The 20,414-nt window shown below is 72.9% G+C and carries 15 protein-coding genes; 5 read left to right on the forward strand and 10 right to left on the reverse strand.

The annotated features are described in order from the left end of the window. Positions 1-80: 80 nt before the first annotated feature. The gene (locus tag ACZ44S_RS20305; RefSeq protein ID WP_466930960.1) at positions 81-956 is read right to left on the reverse strand and encodes a universal stress protein; all 876 of its coding nucleotides are present in this window, start codon (positions 954-956) and stop codon (positions 81-83) included. A gap of 280 nt (positions 957-1,236) precedes the next feature. Between ACZ44S_RS20305 and ACZ44S_RS20310 the strand changes: the two genes are divergently transcribed. Genes ACZ44S_RS20310 through ACZ44S_RS20330 form a run of 5 tightly spaced genes read left to right on the forward strand, consistent with a single transcriptional unit; the run spans position 1,237 to position 4,993 of the window. Further along, positions 1,237-1,833 carry an Rv1733c family protein gene (locus ACZ44S_RS20310; RefSeq protein ID WP_466930962.1) on the forward strand — a complete coding sequence of 199 codons (597 nt, stop codon included), beginning with the start codon at positions 1,237-1,239 and terminating at the stop codon, positions 1,831-1,833. 37 nt (positions 1,834-1,870) lie between these two features. Beyond that, on the forward strand, positions 1,871-3,262 hold the full coding sequence (locus ACZ44S_RS20315) for a nicotinate phosphoribosyltransferase (protein ID WP_466930964.1): 1,392 nt from the start codon (positions 1,871-1,873) through the stop codon (positions 3,260-3,262). Positions 3,263-3,273: 11 nt separating this feature from the next. Next, positions 3,274-3,558, forward strand: a complete 285-nt coding sequence (locus tag ACZ44S_RS20320; RefSeq protein ID WP_466930967.1) for a DUF1876 domain-containing protein — start codon at positions 3,274-3,276, stop codon at positions 3,556-3,558. A 47-nt stretch (positions 3,559-3,605) separates the two neighbouring features. Then, positions 3,606-4,073, forward strand: a complete 468-nt coding sequence (locus tag ACZ44S_RS20325) for an Hsp20 family protein (protein WP_466930969.1) — start codon at positions 3,606-3,608, stop codon at positions 4,071-4,073. 44 nt (positions 4,074-4,117) lie between these two features. Continuing rightward, on the forward strand, positions 4,118-4,993 hold the full coding sequence (locus ACZ44S_RS20330; protein WP_466930972.1) for a pyridoxamine 5'-phosphate oxidase family protein: 876 nt from the start codon (positions 4,118-4,120) through the stop codon (positions 4,991-4,993). 191 nt (positions 4,994-5,184) lie between these two features. Here the strand turns inward: ACZ44S_RS20330 and ACZ44S_RS20335 are convergent, their stop codons facing one another. From ACZ44S_RS20335 to ACZ44S_RS20375, 9 genes are all read right to left on the reverse strand, one after another. Then, positions 5,185-5,841: a potassium channel family protein gene (locus ACZ44S_RS20335; RefSeq protein ID WP_466930975.1), complete on the reverse strand. Its 657-nt coding sequence runs from the start codon at positions 5,839-5,841 to the stop codon at positions 5,185-5,187. Next, positions 5,838-6,497, reverse strand: coding sequence for a potassium channel family protein (locus tag ACZ44S_RS20340; protein WP_466930978.1), 660 nt, complete (start codon positions 6,495-6,497; stop codon positions 5,838-5,840). The genes ACZ44S_RS20335 and ACZ44S_RS20340 overlap by 4 nt, the downstream gene beginning before the upstream one ends. Beyond that, positions 6,494-9,277 carry a cation-translocating P-type ATPase gene (locus ACZ44S_RS20345; protein ID WP_466930981.1) on the reverse strand — a complete coding sequence of 928 codons (2,784 nt, stop codon included), beginning with the start codon at positions 9,275-9,277 and terminating at the stop codon, positions 6,494-6,496. The genes ACZ44S_RS20340 and ACZ44S_RS20345 overlap by 4 nt, the downstream gene beginning before the upstream one ends. 44 nt (positions 9,278-9,321) lie before the next feature. After that, positions 9,322-12,003 carry a formate dehydrogenase subunit alpha gene (fdhF, locus tag ACZ44S_RS20350; RefSeq protein ID WP_466930983.1) on the reverse strand — a complete coding sequence of 894 codons (2,682 nt, stop codon included), beginning with the start codon at positions 12,001-12,003 and terminating at the stop codon, positions 9,322-9,324. Beyond that, positions 12,000-13,685, reverse strand: a complete 1,686-nt coding sequence (locus ACZ44S_RS20355) for an NAD(P)H-dependent oxidoreductase subunit E (protein ID WP_466930986.1) — start codon at positions 13,683-13,685, stop codon at positions 12,000-12,002. The genes fdhF and ACZ44S_RS20355 overlap by 4 nt, the downstream gene beginning before the upstream one ends. Before the next feature lie 630 nt (positions 13,686-14,315). After that, complete coding sequence (locus ACZ44S_RS20360; RefSeq protein WP_466930989.1) at positions 14,316-14,963, reverse strand: CBS domain-containing protein; 648 nt, start codon at positions 14,961-14,963, stop codon at positions 14,316-14,318. A gap of 489 nt (positions 14,964-15,452) precedes the next feature. Then, complete coding sequence (locus ACZ44S_RS20365) at positions 15,453-18,227, reverse strand: cation-translocating P-type ATPase (RefSeq protein ID WP_466930990.1); 2,775 nt, start codon at positions 18,225-18,227, stop codon at positions 15,453-15,455. A gap of 251 nt (positions 18,228-18,478) precedes the next feature. After that, entirely contained in the window at positions 18,479-19,354 is an 876-nt protein-coding gene (locus ACZ44S_RS20370) for a universal stress protein (protein WP_466931166.1), read from the reverse strand. 101 nt (positions 19,355-19,455) lie between these two features. Beyond that, complete coding sequence (locus ACZ44S_RS20375; protein ID WP_466930993.1) at positions 19,456-20,343, reverse strand: universal stress protein; 888 nt, start codon at positions 20,341-20,343, stop codon at positions 19,456-19,458. Positions 20,344-20,414 lie beyond the last annotated feature (71 nt).

Raw genomic sequence — 20,414 nt, forward strand, 5'->3', positions numbered from 1 at the left:
CGCCGGGTCCGGTGCCCGAACGGAGCACGGACGCGTCGGTCCGGTGCGCGCCTGCTGACGCTCGCCTCCGGTCGTCCGGCTCAGTCATGGGAGACAACCGCGACGGGACAGCGTGCGTGGTGGATGGCGGCCTGGGCGACGGGCCCCAGTCGGGGTGCCGGAACGCGGTGGTGCCTGCGCCGGCCGACGACGAGCAGCCCGGCGTTCGTGGCGAACCGCAGGACCGCGCGGGCGGGACTCTGCAGCCCGATGCCGTCGGCCACGTCCACCCGCGGGTACTTCTCGCGCCAGGGGTGGAGGGCCCGGTCCAGCTCCTTCCGCGCGGCCTGGCTGATGTCGTCGGCGACCTCGTGGTCCACCCCCCAGGGCACGTACGCATGGACGGGCAGGCTCTGTCCGTGCACGGCCCGCAGCGGCACCTTCCGTGCCGCTGCCGTGGCGAAGGCGAACGCGAGCAGGTCGTCGCAGGGGCCGTGCAGTTTCAGCGCGACCACGACCTCCCCCGTTTCCCCGGGCTCGGTCCCCGGAGCTTCCGTACGGCTCCCGGCGCGGACCAGGACGACCGGCTGCTCGGCATGTGCCGCGACCGACATGCTGATGTCGCCGAGGAAGTAGCTCTCGACGAGCTCCAGCCCGCGCGAGCCGAGCACGGTCATGGAGGACTCCGACGCCGCGTGCAGCAGTGCTTCCTGCGCCTCGTCCGCCACCAGACTGCCGACGATGGCGAGACCCGGATGGAGCCTCTGCAGTTCCGACTGCGCGTTGTGCACCAGCCGCTTCGCCCAGTAGTTCTGGTCCATCTCGGAGGGAGTCCTGGCCGGTTCCGGCGCCAGCAGGGGCCACGCGTGCAGCAGGCGCAGCGTGAAGTTGCGGCGCTCGGCCTCGTCCGCGGCCCACCGAGCGGCGGAAAGACTCTCGGGTGAGCCGTCGAGACCGACGGTGATCACTGGCTCCATGGCACCTGCCTCCCTCTCGTAAGAAGCCGGAAAGGTGATGACCCGGTAAGCCTCTCCGGAAGCGCCGTACGCCGTGCGGTGCCTGCCACCACTCATTCGACAGTTACCGCAAACCCTTCCGCCGTGCACGCGGACACCACGCGGTCGCGGCGGGTGGTGGAGGGGCCGCAGCGAGGTCTGAAGGACCGTCCGTCGGGGACCTTCGGCCCAGTGACCCGGGCCCGCCGCTGTTCGACGGTGGGAAGTGAAGCGACCAGCGTGATGTGCTGGAGGCCCGACGATGAGTACCCGGAGTTCACCGTACGCGCCCGGTCCGCGCAGGCACGGGACGCCCAAGGGGCACAACCCCCTGATCCGTACGTCGGACCGGGTCGAGTTGTGGCTGCGTCGCGTACTGATGGTCGTGCTGGTCGTCGGACTTCCGGTGGCAGGTCTCGTCGTCGGCAGGACGACGTACGAGTCGTCGATACGCACGGTGCAGACCCAGTCCGCGGAGCGGCAGCAGGTCGAGGCACAGGTGATGTCGATCACCGAGAACGTCGGCCGGGCGACGAAGGAACAGGCAGTGGTCCGCTGGACCGACGACAGCGGCGCGGTGCGGACGTCGAGCGCCCGCCTGAAGCCGGGCATGACCGAGGGCGCCTCGGTGCGACTCTGGGTGGACCGGCAAGGGACCGTCACCGGTCCCCCGCTGACGAAGAACCAGGCCCTGGCGAACGGCTGGTTCGCCGGAGGCTTCACGGTCATCGGTGTGACGGCCGGTGTCTTCCTGACGCGGGCGGGCGTGCGCATCGCGCTGGACCGCAGGAGGTACGCGCAGTGGGACGCCGAATGGGGTCTGGTGGAGCCCGAGTGGGCCGGCCGGTTCCGCCGGTGACACCTGGCAGTCGGAGCGCGATGGAGGAGGTGGCCCGATGTCCGAGGCGATGACCACCGATCTGTACGAAGTGACGATGGCCATGTCCTATCTGCGGGAGGACATGACCGGTCCGGCGACATTCAGCCTTTTCGTCCGCGATCTGCCGGCGGAGCGGGGCTTCCTGGTTGCGGCGGGGCTGGAATCGGCCCTGGATTACCTGTCCGGGCTGCATGTGGGCCCGGAGGACGTCAGCGCCTTCGCCGCCGCTCTCCACCGACCACCGCGGGATCTGGAGCCCCTGCTCGGACTGCGGTTCACCGGCAGCGTGCGGGCGGTGCCGGAAGGACGGATCGTGCTCGCGGGCGAGCCCTTGCTGGAGGTGACCGCGCCGCTTCCGCAGGCACAGCTGGTCGAGACGTACGTGCTCAACCAGGTGAGTCATCAGACGATGATCGCCTCGAAGGCCGCACGCTGTGTGCTCGCTGCGGCAGGACATCCGGTGGTGGACTTCTCCCTGCGACGGACCCACGGCGTGCAGGCCGGGTTCCAGGCCGCCCGGCTCGGCGCGATGACCGGTTTCGCGGGGACCAGCAACGTGGCCGCGGCCACGTCCCTGGACCTGCCCGCCGTCGGCACGATGGCCCACTCGTACGTGGAGGCGTTCGAAGACGAGGAGGAGGCGTTCCGCGCGTTCGCCCGGACCCACCCCGGCCCCGTGACCTTCCTGGTGGACACCTACGACACCGAGGAGGGCGTCCGCGTCGCGGCACGTGTCCTGCGGGACCTGGACCGCGGACCCGGCTGTGCCGTACGCCTGGACAGCGGTGATCTGGGAGCCCTGGCGGTACGCACCCGGTACCTGCTCGACGAAGCGGGCCTGCCCGACGTGCGGATCACAGCCAGCGGAGGGCTCGACGAGTACGCCGTGGACGACCTGGTCCGCTCCGGAGCACCGGTCGACGTCTACGCGGTCGGCACCCGGGTCGGCGTCTCGGCCGACGCGCCGTTCCTGGACTCCGCGTACAAAATGGTGGAGTACGAAGGGCGACCGGTCATGAAACTCTCGTCGGCGAAGGTGACGGCGCCCGGGCGGAAGCAGGTGTTTCGTCGGGCCGGTGGTGCCGACGTGATCGGGCTGGCCGACGAACGGCCACCGCGCGACGGCGAACCGCTGCTGGAAACGGTCATGCGGAACGGGCAGCGCACCGACAGCGGGCCGACGCTTCGGGAGTGCCGGGAGAGGTTCGCCGCCGACCTGACCGCACTGCCGCCGGCCGCCCGCATGATCCGCGCCCCTGTCCCCCCTCGTGCGACGGCCTCCGAGGAACTCGGCGCGCTCACCGAACGGGTCCGGCGGCACATCACCGAACGGACGGGGGCCTCAGCGGCGCGGCGGGCGGTGTCCGGTCGCCCCGGCGCGGGGTCCTACAGGTCCGTCCCGAGCTGAGGAGGACAGCAATGTCGCACACCCTGGAATGGAAGGCTCGCCTCTACCTCTTCGAGGAAGAGGGCGTCACGAAGGCCCGAGCGGTGATCGACACCGGGACCACGGTCCTCACCGGGCACGGCACCGCACGCCGGAACCCGGCCGACGTGGATGTCCCGGAGATCGGCGACGAGCTGGCCGCGGGCAGGGCCGTGCAGGATCTGGGCCGGCAACTGCTGGACATCGCCGAACGCGATGTCCAGGGCGTGGGTATCACGCGACCGGATCCCGGTCCGGCCGTCGGGTGGCCGATGTGACCACGATCTGCGCCTCGGCCGGTGCACCGAACAAGGAGGAATGACCGATGACACTTCCCGTCCACCACAACAGGGGTTCGGTCTCCGGATGGGACCCGTATCGGGAGCTCGAGGAGCTGCGCACCCGGATGGACCAGCTCATGCGCTCCACCTTCCCCTTCCCCGGCAGCGGATTCCCCCGGGCCGAGTCGGCGGCGTGGGCGCCGTTGGCCGATGTCGAGGACACGGAGGAGGCCTACCTGTGGGAGCTCGAGGTTCCCGGCGTCGACAAGGACCGGATCACCGTGGAGGTCGCAGAGGGCGAGCTCGACGTCCACGGCGAGATCGAGGAGAAGGAGCGTACGGGCGTGCTCCGCAGGCAGACCCGGCATGTCGGGGAGTTCGACTACCGCACGAGTCTGCCTCCGAACGCCGACACCGAGAGCATCACCGCGGAGTTGGCCAACGGAGTCCTCACCGTGCGCGTCCCCAAGGCCGAGAAGGCCAAGCCGCACCGCATCGAAGTCACCAGCTGAGGGGCGTTCGGGGGACAGCACCTCGATGAGGAAAGGTAACGATCATGCGAGCTCACCTGGGCGATCAACTCGTCGTCGAGAGCCCGGCGACCGGGGGTAACAGGCGCGACGGCGAGATCGTCGGGCTGCACCACGAGGACGGCACACCCCCCTACGACGTGCGCTGGTCGGACACGCTCGACGTGACGCTCGTCTTTCCCGGCCCCGACGCCCACATCAAGCACCTCGGACACGAGGCCGCGACCGATGCCGGCGCACCCTCGCCCGGCAGGTCGCCCAACCCGGGCGACATAGGCCGGCGGGTCGCCACCGAACGCGAACGGCAGGGTCTGACCCGGGAGGAGACGGCCCGCCGCGCCCGGATGACACCGGACTATCTCGCCTACCTCGAGGAGCACCCCGGCGATCCCAGCCTCGCCACCCTCGTCCGACTGGCCGCGGCACTGAACACCAGCGTCCAGGCACTGCGCGGTGGTGGTGCCGACCTGCCGCCCGGCCGGGGCGCGGCCCTGCTGCACCCCCGACTCCGGGACCTCGAACCGGAGGAGTGCCGGACTCTGCTCTCCACCCACGGGGTGGGACGCATCGCGGTCGCCACAGCCGAAGGCCCCGCGGTGGTGCCGGTCAACTACGAGGTCGTCGACGACGCGATCGCCTTCCGGACCGCTCCCGGTTCCGTGCCCGCGGCCGCCGTGGGCACGGAGGTCGCCTTCGAGGTCGACCATCTGGACGAGGCCATGAGCCGGGGGTGGAGCGTGCTCGCCGTAGGCCCCGCACAGGCGGTCACCGAGCCCGACGACGTACGGCGCCTGAGCGGACACGCCCACACCGCGCCGTGGGCCGGAGGCGAGCGCGAGATGTGGGTGTCGATCCGGCCCGCACAGCTCACGGGACGCCGCATCATCGCGGCCGGGGAGTGAGCCGGAGGTCGTGCTGTGCACCGGCGAGCGCTGCGCTACGAGGATGACGAACTCCGTGCGCGACGCGGCCGGCGCCCCTCGGGCCCGCACGTACCGCGTACAACCGTCCGGACGGCGGGCTGCGCGCCGGTCAGGCTCTTGGCTGGCGCTGCGCCGGCCGCTCCGATCGAGCCGCGACCGGCGCGTCCCGGCTACTGGAAGGCCGCGTGGATCTCCTGCTCGGTGGCGGCGTGGGAGACGATGAGCAGTTCGTCACCCGGCCGCAACCGCATATCGGGTGCGGGGACCGTCGGCCGTCCCTCCCGGACGACGGTCGCGACGACCGTGCCCGCCGGGAGGGCGATCTCGGCGAGTGTGCGCCCCGCGGCCCGGGACTGCGGGGTGATGGCCGTCTCGATCACATCGACACCGGCCTTGCTCAGGCGCAGCAGAGCGACGGTGTCGGTGGCGCCGGTCGCCTCCTCGATGAGGGAGATCAGGGGCGTGGCCACGGGCACCGGGGTGTCCACTCCCCACGCACGGTCGAAGAGCCAGGTGTTCTCCGCGTCGTTGACGCGGGCCACGACGCGCGGCACGGCGAACCGCCGCTTGGCGAGGAAGCTGATGACGAGGTTGTTCTCGTCGGTGCCGGTGGTGGCGAGGACGAGGTCGGCGGTGTGGGCCCCGGCATGCTCGAGGAAAGCGGGGTCGCAGGCGTCCCCGGCCAGGAGGCGTACCGGCAGCCGGCCTTCGAGTCCGGCGACGAGGTCGTCGTCGACGTCGACGAGGGTGACGTCGTTGCGGGCGGCGGCGAGGACGCGGGCGATCTGCGTACCCAGGCGTCCGGCCCCTACGACGAGAGCCTTCACGTCCCCAGCTCCTTGTCCAGGAAGCCGCGCAGCCGGCCGAGCGAGGTGGCGGCGACAGCGAAGGTGACCAGGTCTCCGGGCTCGGCGGGGGTGTGGTGCGCGGGGATGCGCGAGCGGCCCGCCCGGGTCACCTCGACGACACGGATCTCGCCGTCGACGTCGAGTTCCGTCAGGAGCCGCCCGGCCAGATGACCGGGCAGGTGCGAGCGGATCAGCAGTGTCTCACCGTTGCCGAAGGTGACTTCGGGGGTGAGGTGGCGGTGCAGCAGCATCTGGTGGATCTCGTGCACGGTCCACCGGATGCTGGCGACGGTGCGAATGCCGAGGTCACGGCAGAGGTCGGCACTGCTGGAGGCGTAGACGTGGGCGAGGACGATCGGCACCCGGTACGTCTCCTTGGCCGTTCTCGCGCTGACGATGTTGCTGTTGTCGCACGAGGTGACGGCGACGAACGCGTCCGCGTCTCCGGTACCGGCGGCATCGAGGACCGTACGGCTGTAGCCGTTGCCCTCGTGGAAGCGGCCGGGGAAACCCGCGGGGAGCGACCTGCGGGCCCTGGGCGCGCGGTCCACGACCCGTAGGTCGTGGCCTTCTGCGGCGAGTCGGGCGGCGAGTGCGGAACCGGCCCGTCCGCAGCCGACGACGATCACTCTCATCGTGTCTCTCCTTCCGGGCCCGCGTGCCGACGGCGCAGCCACGCCTTCCTGAGCTCCTCCGCGAGCAGGACCAGCACGCCGAGACCGGCGAGGAGAGCCCAGTCGCCGACGTCCAGCGGGGCCGTGTTGAACAGCGCCTGGAGCGGTGGCAGATAGCTGATGCCCGCCATGACGGCGATGCCGAAGCAGCCGGCGGCCAGCAGCCAGGGATTGGACAGCGGACCGATGCGCAGCAGGCTCTGCCGGTCGGTGCGCACGGCGAGGGCGACGAAGAACTGGCTGAGCACGATGCCCGCGTGCACCAGCGTGACCGCCTCCTGGTAGGCGGTGTCGTCCTCGGTGAGTTCCGCCCATGGGATGCCGGACGCGTGGATGTGCCAGAAGAAGACGCCGGTCACTCCGACGGCCTGGATGCCGCCGAGGAACAGGATGCGTCCCATGACCGCGCCGGAGAACAGGCGCTCGTGCCGTGAACGGGGCGGGCGGTCCATGACGTCGGGTTCCGGAGGTTCGGCGCCGAGGGCCAGGGCGGGCAGAACGTCCGTACCGAGGTCGATGGCGAGGATCTGCACGGCGCTGATGGGCACCAACGGGAACCCGGCGAACGTGGCGGCCACGATCGGGACGAGCTCGCCGATGTTGCTGCTGAAGACGTAGACGAGGAACTTGCGGATGTTCTGATAGACCGAACGGCCGAGCCGGACGGCGGTGGCGATGGAGGCGAAGGAGTCGTCGAGCAGCACCATGACGGCCGCCTCCCGGGCGACATCGGTACCGGAGACGCCCATCGCCACGCCGATGTCGGCGTGCTTGAGGGCCGGGGCGTCGTTGGCGCCGTCGCCCGTGACGGCGACCACCTCGCCGCGCCGGTGCAGGGCGCCCACGACCCGCATCTTGTCCTCGGGGCTGACCCGGCACAGCAGCAGCTCCCCCGGTCCCCGGAGGATCGCGTCCAGGCCGTCGTCGTCCATGGCCTCCAAGTCGGCTCCGGTGACGACGGTGGGCGCGGGCCCCGTGACGATGCCGACCCTCCGGGCGACGGCCTCGGCGGTCAGCGGGTGGTCCCCGGTGACCATCACGATCCTGATGCCGGCCCGCCGACAGGCGGTCACCGCGTCGCTGACCTCGGGCCGAGGCGGATCGAGCATCCCGACGAGCCCCAGCAGTGTCAGCTCCGACTCGGCCGTCTCCTGCCCCGGGTGCGGGCCCGGCACCGGCCGCCGGCCCACCGCCAGCACGCGCAGCCCCCGGGAGGCCATGGCGTCGTTGGCGGCGACGATCCCGGTCCGCAGCATGCCGGTCAGCTCACGCCGCTCCCCCTCCCAGTCGACGGCGACGCAACGACTGAGGAGTTCCTGTGGCGCGCCCTTGGCGTACACGCGGTAGCCGCCGGTGTCCAGGTGCACGGTGCTCATGAGCTTGCGGCCGGAGTCGAAGGGGTACTCCGCGACGCGAGGTGCCGCGGCCTCCTCGGCGGCCAGGTCGATCCCCGCCTTCGCCGCGACCACGAGCAGTGCCCCCTCGGTGGTGTCGCCGAGCACCCGCCAGCCGCTGTGGTCCGTGGGCGGAACGAGCCGGGCGTTGCAGCACAGGGCCGCCGCCGTCAGCATTCCGCGTACCGGTTCCGGGTGGGCGACCTCGCCGTCGGGCGCGTAGCCCACGCCGTTCACGGCGTGTTCCGTCCCGCCCGCCCACACCCGTACGATGGTCATCTCCGCCCGGGTGAGGGTCCCGGTCTTGTCCGTGCACACGGTCGTGGTGGACCCCAGTGCCTCCACCGCCAGCAGTCGCTTGACCAGGGCGTGCCGCCGGGCCATGCGCCGCACGCCGACCGCCAGGGACACCGACAGCGTCGCGGGCAGGCCCTCGGGAACGAGCGCGACCATGACGCCCAGGGCGAAGACGAACGTCTCGACGAAGGGCTGACCGGTCGGCAGCCGCACCAGGAACAGCAGCGCACCGATCGCCAGGGCCGTCCCCGCGACCCTGCGGGCCATCAGGGCCACCTGACGCTGGAGCGGCGTTCTCTGCCGGGGTGCGGCGGCCGTGAGCCGGAAGATCTTGCCGAACTCGGTGGCCGTGGCGGTGGCGAACACCACCGCCTTGGCGGAGCCGGCCACCACGTCGGTGCCCATGAACACGCAGTTGCGGGCCTGGAGGGCCGGCCCGCCGGCCACGGGGTGGGCCGTCCGGCCGACGGCGTCGCTCTCCCCGGTCAGCGCCGCGTTGTTCACGGAGACCTCGTGCGCCTCCACCAGCCTGCAGTCCGCGGGCACCGCGTCCCCGGCCTCCAGGACGACCACGTCGCCGGGCACCACATCCTCCGAGGGCACGTCGCGTCCCTCCCCGTCGCGCAGCACGCGGCAGGTGTGTCTGACCATCGCCTGCAGCGACTCGGCCGTCCGCTCGGCGGAGTACTCCTGGGCGAAGCCGATGGCGGCGTTCAGCACCACCACGCACAGGATGGCCACGGCGAGTTGCAGCGTGCCGATGTCCCTCGGGTCCTCGAGCCCGTAGGCCAGGAACGTGATCGCGGAGGCGACGAGCAGGACGACGGCGAACAGGTCGGTGAACTGGCCGGCCAGTTGCCGCCCCAGCCGTGCGCGGTGTGCGGACGGCAGTGCGTTGGGCCCCAGGCGTGCCCGCAGGGCGGCCGCGTCCTCGGACGTCAGCCCTCGGGGCGAGGTGCCGAGCGCCGCGAACACTCCGTCGGTCGGCAGGGTCTGGATCGTGGAGGTGTCCGTGGTGGCGGGGGGCGTCGGTCCGCGGTTGCCGTCCACCGGTGTCCGCCTGGGAGTCCCGGCACGGCCGGCATCCTTGCCCGTCACGAGGCGACCAGGCGGACCGCCGTGACCTTGTACTCGGGGCAGGACGTGGCGGTGTCCGCATGGCCGGAGGTGAGGCGGTTGACCCCGCTCGCCGGGAAGTGAAAGGCACAGAAGACCTGGCCGGGCGCGGTCCGGTCGCCGACCCGGGCGATGAGTCGGGCCCTGCCGTGCCGGCTCTCCAGGGTGATCGGCTCGCCGTCGCGCACGGCGTACCGGTGGGCGTCGCCGGGGTGGAGGTCGAGGAAGTCGACGGGGTCGAGGGCGAGGTTCGCGCCGCGGCGGGTCATGCTGCCCGAGTTGTAGTGCGCCCAGCGCCGTCCGGTGACCAGGACGAGCGGATAGTCGTCGTCGGGGTGTTCACCCGGCGGGAGGTAGGGCGGCGCGGCCAGATGGGCGCGGCCGTCGGCGGTGGCGAACCGGTCCCGGTAGAGCTTCGCCTCGCCGGGGCGGCCGGGGTCCCGGCAGGGCCAGGGGACGGCGCCTTCCCGGTCCAGCCGGTCGTGGGACACTCCGGCGAAGACGGGGGCGAGGCGGCCGCACTCGGCCAGGGCGGCGGCCGGGGTGGGACAGCCGAGATCGGCGCCCATGGCCGTCGCGACGGCGTGTACGACGTCGAAGTCGCTGCGGGCCTCTCCCGGCGGGGGCACGGCGGGCCGCACCCGCTGGAACCGGCGGTCGAAGTTGACGAAGGTGCCGTCCTTCTCCGGCCAGGACGCGACGGGCAGCACCACGTCGGCGCGGCGGGCGGTCTCGGACAGGAACAGTTCGCTGCACACCACGAGCGGGCACGCCTCCAGGGCCGCGGCCACCTGGTTCGCGTCCGGGTCGGTGGCGCACACGTCCTCTCCGATGATCCACAGCGCCCGCAGCGCCCCCGCCCGCGCGGCGGCGAACATGTCCGGGATGCGCAGACCGGGCCGCTGGGGCACGGGGACTTCCCACACCGCCTCGGCACGGGCCCGCGCCGCCGGGTCGAGCACCCTGCCGTAGCCGGGCAGCAGGTCGGGCAGCGCGCCCATGTCGGAGGCGCCCTGGACGTTGTTCTGACCGCGCAGCGGGTTGACCCCGTGCCCGCGGTCGGTACCGACGGCGCCGCGCAGGATCGCCAGGTTGGCCAGGGACCGCACCCCGTCGGTGCCGTGCAGGTGCTCGGTGACCCCCAGTCCGTAGACGATCGCGGGGCGCTCCGCCTCGCCGTACAGCCGGGCGGCGGCGATCAGGTCGGTGGCGGGCACGCCGGTGATGTCCGCGACCCGGTCCGGCGGGTAGTCGTCCAGCAGCTCGGTGAGCCGGTCCCGTCCGGTGGCCCGCTCGCGCAGGAACGCCTCGTCGGTGAGGCCTTCGGCGAGCAGGACGTGCGCGAGTCCGTGGAACAGCGCCACATTGGTCCCCGGGCGGGGCCGCAGGTGCACGTCGGCGTGCGTGGCGAGGCCCACGGCGCGCGGATCGGCGACCACCAGCCGGGCCCCGCGCAGCGTGCTCCGCAGCAGCCGCGCCCCGACCACCGGATGGGCCTCGACGGGGTTGGCCCCCACCACCAGCAGGCAGTCGGACCGTTCGACGTCGTCGAGGCTGTCGGTGCCGCCGGACAGTCCGAAGGAGGCGGTGAGGCCGGCCGCGGACGGGGAGTGGCACAGGCGGGAGCAGTTGTCGACGTTGTTGGTGCCGATGACGGTCCGCATGAACTTCTGGACGAGGTAGTTCTCCTCGTTGGTGGCACGGGCGGAGGAGATCGCCGCCACGGCGTCCGGGCCGCCGTCCGCGAGGGCCGCGCGCAGCCCGCGGGCGACATGGGTGAGCGCCTCGTCCCAGCCGACGGGTTCCAGGCGGCCGGCCCGCCTCAGAAGCGGGCGGGTGAGCCGTTCGGGAGAGGTCAGGTACCCATGGGCGAAGCGGCCCTTGACGCAGGCGTGGCCCTGGTTGACCGGGCCGTCGCGGGCCGGCAGTACCGCCGCGACCTCACCGTCCTTCGTGACGACGTCCAGGGTGCAGCCGACACCGCAGTATCCGCAGGTGGTGCGGGTGGCGGGCGGCCGGTGGGCGGAGGTGAGCCCGCGTGCCGGGCCGGGTGCGGCGAGCGCACCGGTGGGACAGGTGTCGACGCAGCCGCCGCACGCCACACAGTCGGACTCGGCCCAGGGCCCGCCGGTGCCGGGCGCGACCACGGTGTCGGCGCCCCGGCCGGCCAGGGTCAGGGCGAACGTGCCCTGCACCTCGGCGCACATGCGGACGCACCGGCCGCAGGCGATGCACAGGTCCCGGTCCAGGTGGACGTAAGGGTGGGAGTCGTCGCCGCCCCGGCCTCCGGCACCCTGCGCCGTGTCGGGGGCGATGCCCGACGACCGGCAGAGCTCGGCCAGTTCACTGGGGTTGTCATCGGCGAGGGCCCGGGGTGGCAGGGCCGAGACGATGACCTCCACCGCCTCCCGGCGCAGCCGCCGGAGCTCGTCGGTGCCGGTCTCGACGCGGACGCCGGGGCCGACCGGGGTCACACAGGCCGCCACGGTCCGTCCGTCGGCGCTCACGAGGCAGGTACGGCACGCCCCGGCCGGGCCGAACCGGTCGTCGGAGCACAGCGAGGGAAGATCGATCCCGGCCGCCCGCACCGCCGCGAGCAGGGAGGACCCCTCGGGCACGGTGACGTCCGTGCCGTCGACGCGGATCTCGGCCTCGTTCATGGCTCCCATCCCGCCAGTCGGTCGCCGTAGACGCGGGCGAGGCTGTGCACGGCGGGCGGGATGCGCCGTCCGAACGCGCACAGACTCGCCTCGGTCAGGAGATGCGCGAGCCGCTTCCACTCGTCGCCGGGTCCGGTGCGGGCGTCCGCCAGTTCCAGACCACGGCGTGAGCCCACCCGGCAGGGGGAGCAGGCGCCGCAGCTCTCCGCCGCCGCGAACTCCCACACATGCCGGAGCACGTCACGCGGCGCGACGTGCTGGTCGAAGGCGACCAGTCCGGCATGGCCCAGCGCGGCACCGGCGGCCGCCAGGCCGGCCGCGGTGAGCGGCGCGTCGAGTGCGCCGGGGGCGAGGAAGCCCCCCAAGGGCCCGCCCACCTGGAGGGCGGTCAGCTCACTGCCGTCCTTCAGGCCACCGCCCAGTTCGGTGACGATGCGCCGCAGTGAGGTGCCCAGTTCGACCTCGTGCACTCCCGGCCGGGCGAACCGCTCCGAGAGGCAGACCAGTTTGGTGCCGGTCTCCTCCGGTGTTCCACGCCGGGCGTAGGCGTCGCCGCCCCGGGCCACGATCCAGGGGACGGCCGCGAGGGTCTCGACGTTGTTCACCACCGTCGGCGCATCCCACAGCCCACGCGCGGTCGGGTACGGCGGGCGCGGCCGGGCGCAGCCCCGGTCTCCCTCCAGACCGGCGATCAGCGCGGTCTCCTCACCGGCCACGTACGATCCGGCGCCCTGGACCACCTCGACGTCGAGGGTGGTGTCCGTGCCGTGCACGGAGGAACCGAGGTGCCCCTCGGCGTAGGCTTCCCCGGCCGCTTCCCGCATGCGTGCCAGCGCCTGCGGATACTCCGAGCGGACCAGCACCACCGCCCGGCGGGCGCCGCAGGCGAAACAGGCCAACGCCAGGCCCTCCAGCACCCGCCGCGGGTCGGCCTCCATCAGCAGCCGGTCGGCGTACGACCCGGGGTCCCCCTCGTCGCCGTTGGCCACCACGACGGTGCCGGGCGCCCGGCCGGCCGCCTCCCACTTGGCCGCCACCCGGAAGCCCGCTCCCCCGCGTCCGCGCAGCCCGGAGGCGGCCACCTCCCGCCGGACCCTGTCGGGATCGCCGGCCGTCACGGTCCGCGGCCACACCTGCCACGCAGGTTCACCGGCGACCACACCTGCCAGCAGCACGGGGTCGCCGGTGTCGTCGGCCACCGGGATGCGTGGAGCGGATGGCGGCTCGCGCCCGGTCAGCTGTTCGGCGAGCGTGGGCCCCGTGCAGGGTGTGATGCCGTCGAGCGCGGCGGGGCCGGCGTAGCAGTACCCCAGGCAGCGGACGGTCTGCAGCGAGGCCTCGCCGTCCGGTGAGACGGTGCCCACGGAGGCGCCCAGCTCCTGCTCCACACGGGTGAGGTGCCGTCCCGCCTGCGCGGCGAAGCATGCCGCCGCCGAACAGATCCGCACATGGCGACGGCCGTGGGGGGCGACGAGGTCCGCGTAGTAGGAAGCGGGTCCGAGCGCGGCGGCCGGGGGCAGGCCCAGACCGTCGGCGACGGCCGGAGCCCAGCTCCCGGGGCCGTCCGCCGTGTCCTCCCTGGCGTGGGCCAGTCGCTCGACCAGACGCTCACCGGCCTTCCCGCGCCGCTTGGAAAGGGCTCGGAAAGCGTCGAAGCGGCCGGTGGAACGCGTGACAGCCATGTCTTCATCGTGGCGGCAGCGATCCGACACCACAATCCGGGCCGAGGTCCGGTCACGCCCGTACCGCGCGCGGCCGAGCCGGCCCGTGTCCCCGGAGCTCGGAGCCCGGAGCCCGGAGCCTCATGGCAGGTTCCCTCCTTCGATCGGCCTACCGCCGGTCAGGTGTCGCCGTCACGGTGCGGAGGAGCTTTCGGAGATCTGGTCCACGGCTACACCCCATGTCGGGTGCCGCGAACCGAGTCGGGCAGCCGCCTTGCGGAGGCGACGCTCGCGCAGGTGCCTGTGTCGCCGCCCAGGAGCGGCGTCCATGGGTTCCGGGACCGGCTCCCGGACGTGCACCCGGCCGACGGCCACGAACCGCGCGACTCGCCACACGGGCCGTCCGCCCGGCGGCGGCAGGGCTCGCGAGTCGAACCTTCGAAGCCACGGCGGTGTTGTCCGCCTCCTGAGCCGGGGTCCTCCGAGCCGGACGGCACCGGGATTCGGCACCACGGAGACCGCGCGTTCTCAACCGTGGGCGATCGCCCTCGTGGACCGGCGACGTCCACCCGTCACGGGCCCCCGCTCCCGTCCGTGCAGTACGGGTCTGAGGGCCGTGACCGCCTGGGCGGCGCGACAACGCGCCAGGGATCATCCGTGCTGGTGGGCGATGTGCTCGGAGACCGAGACAACACCGTCCACACTCCGGCACATCCGCTCGATGACGGGGATCAGCATCTTGATCTCCAAGGTCCCGCCGAGAGTCACCCGCCCCTCGTGCACCTCGACCGTGACCTTTTCGGCCGCGGGCCCCAGCGTCCGCCGCAGAACATCTCCCGTGATCTCTTCCCGGATGGCGTCGTCGCGGCGCAGAAAGATGCGCAGGAGGTCACTGCGACTCACGATGCCCTGGAGCCGGTCGGTCTCGTCGACCACGGGCAGTCGCTTGACGTTCTGTACGGCCATGAGGCGGGCCGCCTCGACCACGGTCCACTCGGGACGTGCGCACACGGCAGGGGCCGACATCAGCTCCTCGGCACGGGTGCCCTCGGCCTTGGCCCGCTCCCAGGCCTCCAGGTGCGGAATCGGCGTTCGTCCGGACGGGTCGGGCTGAGCGGACGATTTGCGCAGCAGGTCTGCCTCGGACACCACGCCCACGGGCCGGTCCAGCTCGTCCACCACCGGCACGGCGGTGACGTCGTTGTCTCTCAGCAGCTCCACGATCTCCTTGAAGGGCATGTCACGCCGAGCCCGGACCACGCTGCGGCTCATGAGCTCTGCGACCGTGCGGTGCTGCATGATGTGGCCTGTCCCTTCCCGTTGACGGCCCGGACGACAGCAGGGCGTCTCCCCTGCGGTGACGACTCGCCCTACGGCCCATTGTGGGGAAACCACGGCACTGGTGCGACCCCGGGCCGGCCGCCGAGCCGGCTCGGCTGCCGCCGGTTCCTCACATCCGCACTGTCCGGGAAGCGCGCATTCGGGCGGCCCCCCTGCCCACCGACGGTGTCGTCGGACGGTCGTATTCCATGTGTGCCGCGCGTCCGCCGAACCGACCGTCGAGGTGGCTGACGGCAGTGCGCGCCGCGGGCTCGACCTCGTCCGCATCGTGGCGGACAGCTGGGGCGTGGACCCACCGATGGCGGAAGGACGGAGACGACCTGGTGCCCGCCACGGCTGTGAACGACCGAGCCACCGACCGGCCAGTGCGTGCGGTGAGGGCCGAGGAGTCGGCGGTGACGGCCGACGAGCGGCAGTCGCGGCCGGAGCGGTCAGCACGCGTCCCGATCAGATGGCAGTCGCCCCCGACTTGCTCATGGCCCACCCGCGCGGCCGGCCGACGGCGACCCGCCAGAGCAGCTCGGCGAGCAGCACGGTGGAGGCCGTACCCAGGCACAAGGCCCATTGCACCACGTCCAACGGCACGGTCCCGAAGACGTTCTGCGCCCAGGGCAGATGGACGGCGGCCACCTGGACCGCCAGGACACCCGCCAGGCACAGCCACAGCGTGCGGTTGCGCAGTTGGTAGCGGCTGAGCAGCGGCCCGTCGTCCGCGCGGGCGTTCAGGGCGTTGAAGAGCTGGAAAAGCACGAACGTGGTGAATGCCATGGTCGCGGCCGTCCGCGCGTCGACGTGGGAACGGGCCACGGCCAGGAGCACCACGGTCCCGAGGGCCATGACCGCTCCGGCCCGGCCGATGGCGAACAGCCGCCTCGCGTCGAGAATGCGTTCGGCGGGATCGCGCGGCGGGTGGCGCATGACGTCGTCGCGGGCCGGGTCCACGGCAAGGGCCATGGCGGGCGGTCCGTCCATGATGATGTTGACCCACAGCAGTTGCGCGGCGGTGAGCGGTGCGGGCAGTCCGGCGAGGGCCGAGCCGAGCAGGGTCAGGATGGCGCCGATGTTGGTGGCCAGCTGGAAGCGGACGAACTTGACGATGTTCCCGTAGATCGCCCGCCCCTCGCGGACGGCCCGGACGATGGTGGAGAAGTCGTCGTCGGTCAGGACCATGTCGGCGGCTTCCTTGGCCACGTCCGTGCCGGTGACACCCATCGCCACGCCGATGTGGGCGGCCCTGAGCGCGGCGGCGTCGTTGACGCCGTCCCCGGTCATCGCGACGACGTGCCCCCGGCTCGACAGGGCCCGGACGATCGCGACCTTGTGCTCGGGTGCCACACGCGCGAAGACCCCGATGCCGTCGATCCGCCCGGCGAGCTCCTCCTCCGGCATCCCGTCCAGCTCGGCACCGGTCACGACGTCGCCCGCGATGCCGAGTTCGCGGGCGATGGCCGCCGCCGTCCCCGCGTGATCGCCCGTGATCATCTTCACGCCCACGCCCGCCGTGCGGCACAGCGCCATCGCCTCGCCCGCCTGGGGGCGGGGCGGGTCGGCGAGCCCGGCGATCGACAGGAGGGTCAGACCGGACAACGCGTTCGCGGACGGGGGCTCGTCGACCAGCGCTTCGGCGGCACCCAGCACCCGTAGCCCGGCCCCGCTCAGCCGCTCGGTCACGGCGAGGACCTCCGCCCGGACCCGCGCGTCCAGCGGCCGTTCGCCGTCCTCGGTCAGGACGGCGCGGCACAGATCCAGCAGGACATCCACCGCGCCCTTGACGAGAACACGAGTACGGCCACCCGGTTCGGCGTGGAAGGTGGCCATGTACTTGGTCGCCGCGTCGAAGGGCAGCTCACCGGTGCGGGGCAGTTCGGCGCGCAGCCGGTCGGCGTCCAGCCCGCCCTTGGCGGCGAGGACGACGAGCGCGGCCTCGGTGGGGTCGCCGACGAATGCGTTGCCCCCGGCCTCGTCGTCGCCGTCGCCGTCGCCGGTCAGATGCGCGTCGTTGCAGACCGCGAAGGGAAGCAGTGCCCGCCGCAGGTCGGCGTCGCCCCCGGCGCCCTCGGTGCGCAGAGTGCCACCGGTGGTGTAGCCCTCACCGGTGACGTCGTACAGCCGTCCGCCTGCCCACACCGCCCGTGCGGTCATCTGGTTCAGGGTCAGGGTGCCGGTCTTGTCGCTGCACACGACCGTGGCCGATCCCAGTGACTCCACCGCCGCCAGGCGTTTGACGACGGCGCCGCGCCGGGCCATGCGGTGAACGCCCAGCGCGAGGGTGAGGGCGAGTACGGCGGGCAGCCCCTCAGGGATCGCGGCGACCGCCAGGGCGACGGCCCGCAGCGCGAGGTCGGACAGCCCTTCACCGCGGAGCAGCCCGGTGAGCGCGTACGCCACGACCGCGATGCCGCTGAGCAGCGCGAGTCGGCGGCCCAGGCTGTCCAGCTGGACCTGCAGGGGGCTCGGCGGCTCGGCGCCGGTGCGCAACGCGTGGGCGATGGCACCGAGTTCGGTCCGCATGCCGGTGGCGGTGACGATCATTTCGACGCGGCCCCGCGTCAGGGCGGTGTTCATGAAGAGCATGCTGGTGCGCTCGGCCAGCGGGACCCTTTCCGGGTGATCGTCGCCCACCGGGGCCGTGCTCTTGGCGACGGGCTGCGACTCACCGGTCAGCGCCGCCTCGGCGACCTCCACCGACTCCGCGACCGTCAGCCGCCCGTCGGCCGGTACACGGTCACCGGCCTCCAGCAGCACCACGTCCCCCGGCACCAGCGCGTCCGCGCCGACCACCTGTTCCGTGCCGTCGCGCCGCACGCGCGCCGTCGGCACCAGCATCCGCCGCAGCGCCTCCAGGCTGCGCTCGGCGCGCCGCTCCTGGAGGTAGCCGAGCACGGCGTTGATCTGCAGGACGACGGTGATCACCAAGGCGTCCTCGACCTCACCGATGGCCGCCGCCACCACGGCCGCCAGCAGCAGTATGCCGATGAGCCAGTTGCGGAACTGGTCGAGGAACTTCAGCCACTCCGGCCGCCGGGCCGCTTCCGCCATGCGGTTGGGTCCGTGGACGGCGGCCCGCTCGGTGGCCTCGGCCGCGGTCAGTCCGGTGCCCGGGTGGACTCGGAGAAGTCGCACGACGTGTTCCGTCGGCAATCCGCAGGCCTCCGCGCCCAACGGGGGCGGCTGCGCGCCCTCCTCCGGCTGTGCCTCGGCGGTCGTCGCCGGCTTCGTCATGGTCACGCCTCTCCGTACGGACAACGGCGACCAGCAGGGCGAAGGCTCTGCGGCCGCCTCTCGGGCTGCCTGTTCCGGTGACAAGACTCGTGTACCCCGCCGCCGCGCCCCAGGGACCGGAGGGGACACCCTGCGTGCCATACGGCCCTGCCCCGCATGCCCCCCGTGGAACGCGGCGGTGGCGGCGCAGGGGTCCGTGGAGTGGGCGGCGGGGCGGGGGCGGAGGGTCATCTCCGGTTTCGGCAGTGGTGTCAGTGGTGGGGTACGACCGCCACGGGGCAGGTGACGCGGTGGATCACGGCGTGGGTGACAGGGCCGGTGCGTGGCACCCGAGGGCGGCCGGTGAGCCGGTTGCCGACGACCAGCAGCTCCGCTCCGGACGCCGCCTTGACCAACGCGCCCGCGGCCTTGCCCTCCACCACCGTCTGCACCACCTCCACGTCGGGGTACTTGTCCCGCCACACCTGGAGTACCGCGGTGAGAAAGCCCAGCCACTCCTCCGCCCGCTGCGGATCGCTCACCAGGCCGACCTCTCCGGGACCCAGGGTGAACGGGTCGGGCGCGCGCCAGGCGTACAGGGCCCTCAGCCGGGTGTGGTGCGTGCGTGCCGTCTCGAAGGCGTACTCGATCACTGCGTCGCACGGTTCGGTGACGTCGACGCCGAGGACGACGTCCCGGCGTGCCGCGGTGGGCGACGCCTCCTCCCGTGGGGTGCCGGCGCGGACCAGGACGACAGGACGCGTCGTCTGCGCCACGACGCCGAGCGCGACGGAACCCGCGAGGAGTCCGGTGACGCGGTTCAGGCCGCGCGAGCCGAGCGCCAGCACTTCGGCGTCTCCCGCCGCCTTCACCAGGGCGGCCGTGGCCGGACCCTCGACCTGCTCGCCGTGGACCCGGACTTCGGGACAGACGGCGCGGACCCGTTCCTCCGCCTCCCGCAGGACGCGCTGCGCCAGGTGCCGTCCGGCCGCGTCGGCGCTCTCCGCCTCGCCCTGACCCGGGTGCCAGTTCCGCGCGTGCAGCAGCCGCAGGGACCGTCCGCCGCGTACGGCTTCGCGGGCCGCCCACTCCGCGGCGGCCAGGCTCTCGGCGGAACCGTCGACCCCGGCGACGACAGGTGAAAGCAGCATGACACGCACCTCCAAGGGATGGCCTTTCCCCCTGCTACCAGCGTCACGTGGCGGGCTGCGGCGCGGGCAGGGGCCGCCGGGTCCTCACAGGGGGGCCATCAGGCCCCGTCCCGCCACGGCACGACCGCCACCGGGCAGGTGGCGTGGTGCAGCAGGGTGTGGCTCGTGCGTCCGAGCTGGAGACCGAGACCGACATGGCTGCTGCGGCGGGCGTCGACGACCACGAGGTCGGCGGCGGCCGACCGGAGGACCAGGACCTTCGGGGCGGAGCCCTCGACGGTCGCACGACGCACCCGCACGCTCGGGTGAGCGGCGACGGCGTCGGCGAGCAGGGCGTCGAGCAGCGCGGAGGCCTCGTCCTCGTGGCGGCACGGGCCCTCTCCGGCCCGTGCCGGGCGGTCGCCGGTGTCGTAGGCCGGGCAGCGCCAGGCCCGTACGACGTCCAGGACGCATCCACGGGCCTCGGCCTCACGGAATGCGAACCGCACCGCCTCGTCGCCGGTGGAGGGGTCCCCCGCGCCGAGCAGGATCCGCTCGTGGCTGCCGACCAGGGCGACCGGGTCGCCCCGGACCACGATCACCGGACAGGGCGCCCGCGCCGCCACGGCGAGACCGACCGAGCCGAGAAGCAGTCCCTTCAGCGCACCGCGACCACGCGATCCGGTCACCAGGAGCGACGCGTGGGCGGCTTCACGCAGCAGGGCGTCCACCGCGTCGTCCGGGAGGACCGCGGTGGACACGTCGGCCTCCGGGCGGCGCCGGCGGGCACGCTGCGCGGCGGCGGCGACGGTGTAGGACGCCCTCACCTGGGCGGAGGGGCGCAGCAGGGCTGCCGACGGGTGGGCGTCCTCGTAGCGCTCCCAGAGGGAGGCGTGCACCAGTCGCAGCGGCAGCCGGTGGCGGACCGCCTCGTCCACGGCCCAGTCCACCGCCAGGAGGCTGGGGTCGGAGCCGTCGACGCCCACGACCAGGGGTCGTTCGGACATGGTGTCCGCCGCCTTTCCTCTCGTCACGGTCGCCGCGTCGATCCCCCACCCCCACCGTCCCATGTGCGGGA

The sequence above is a fragment of the Streptomyces malachitofuscus genome (assembly GCF_055571035.1).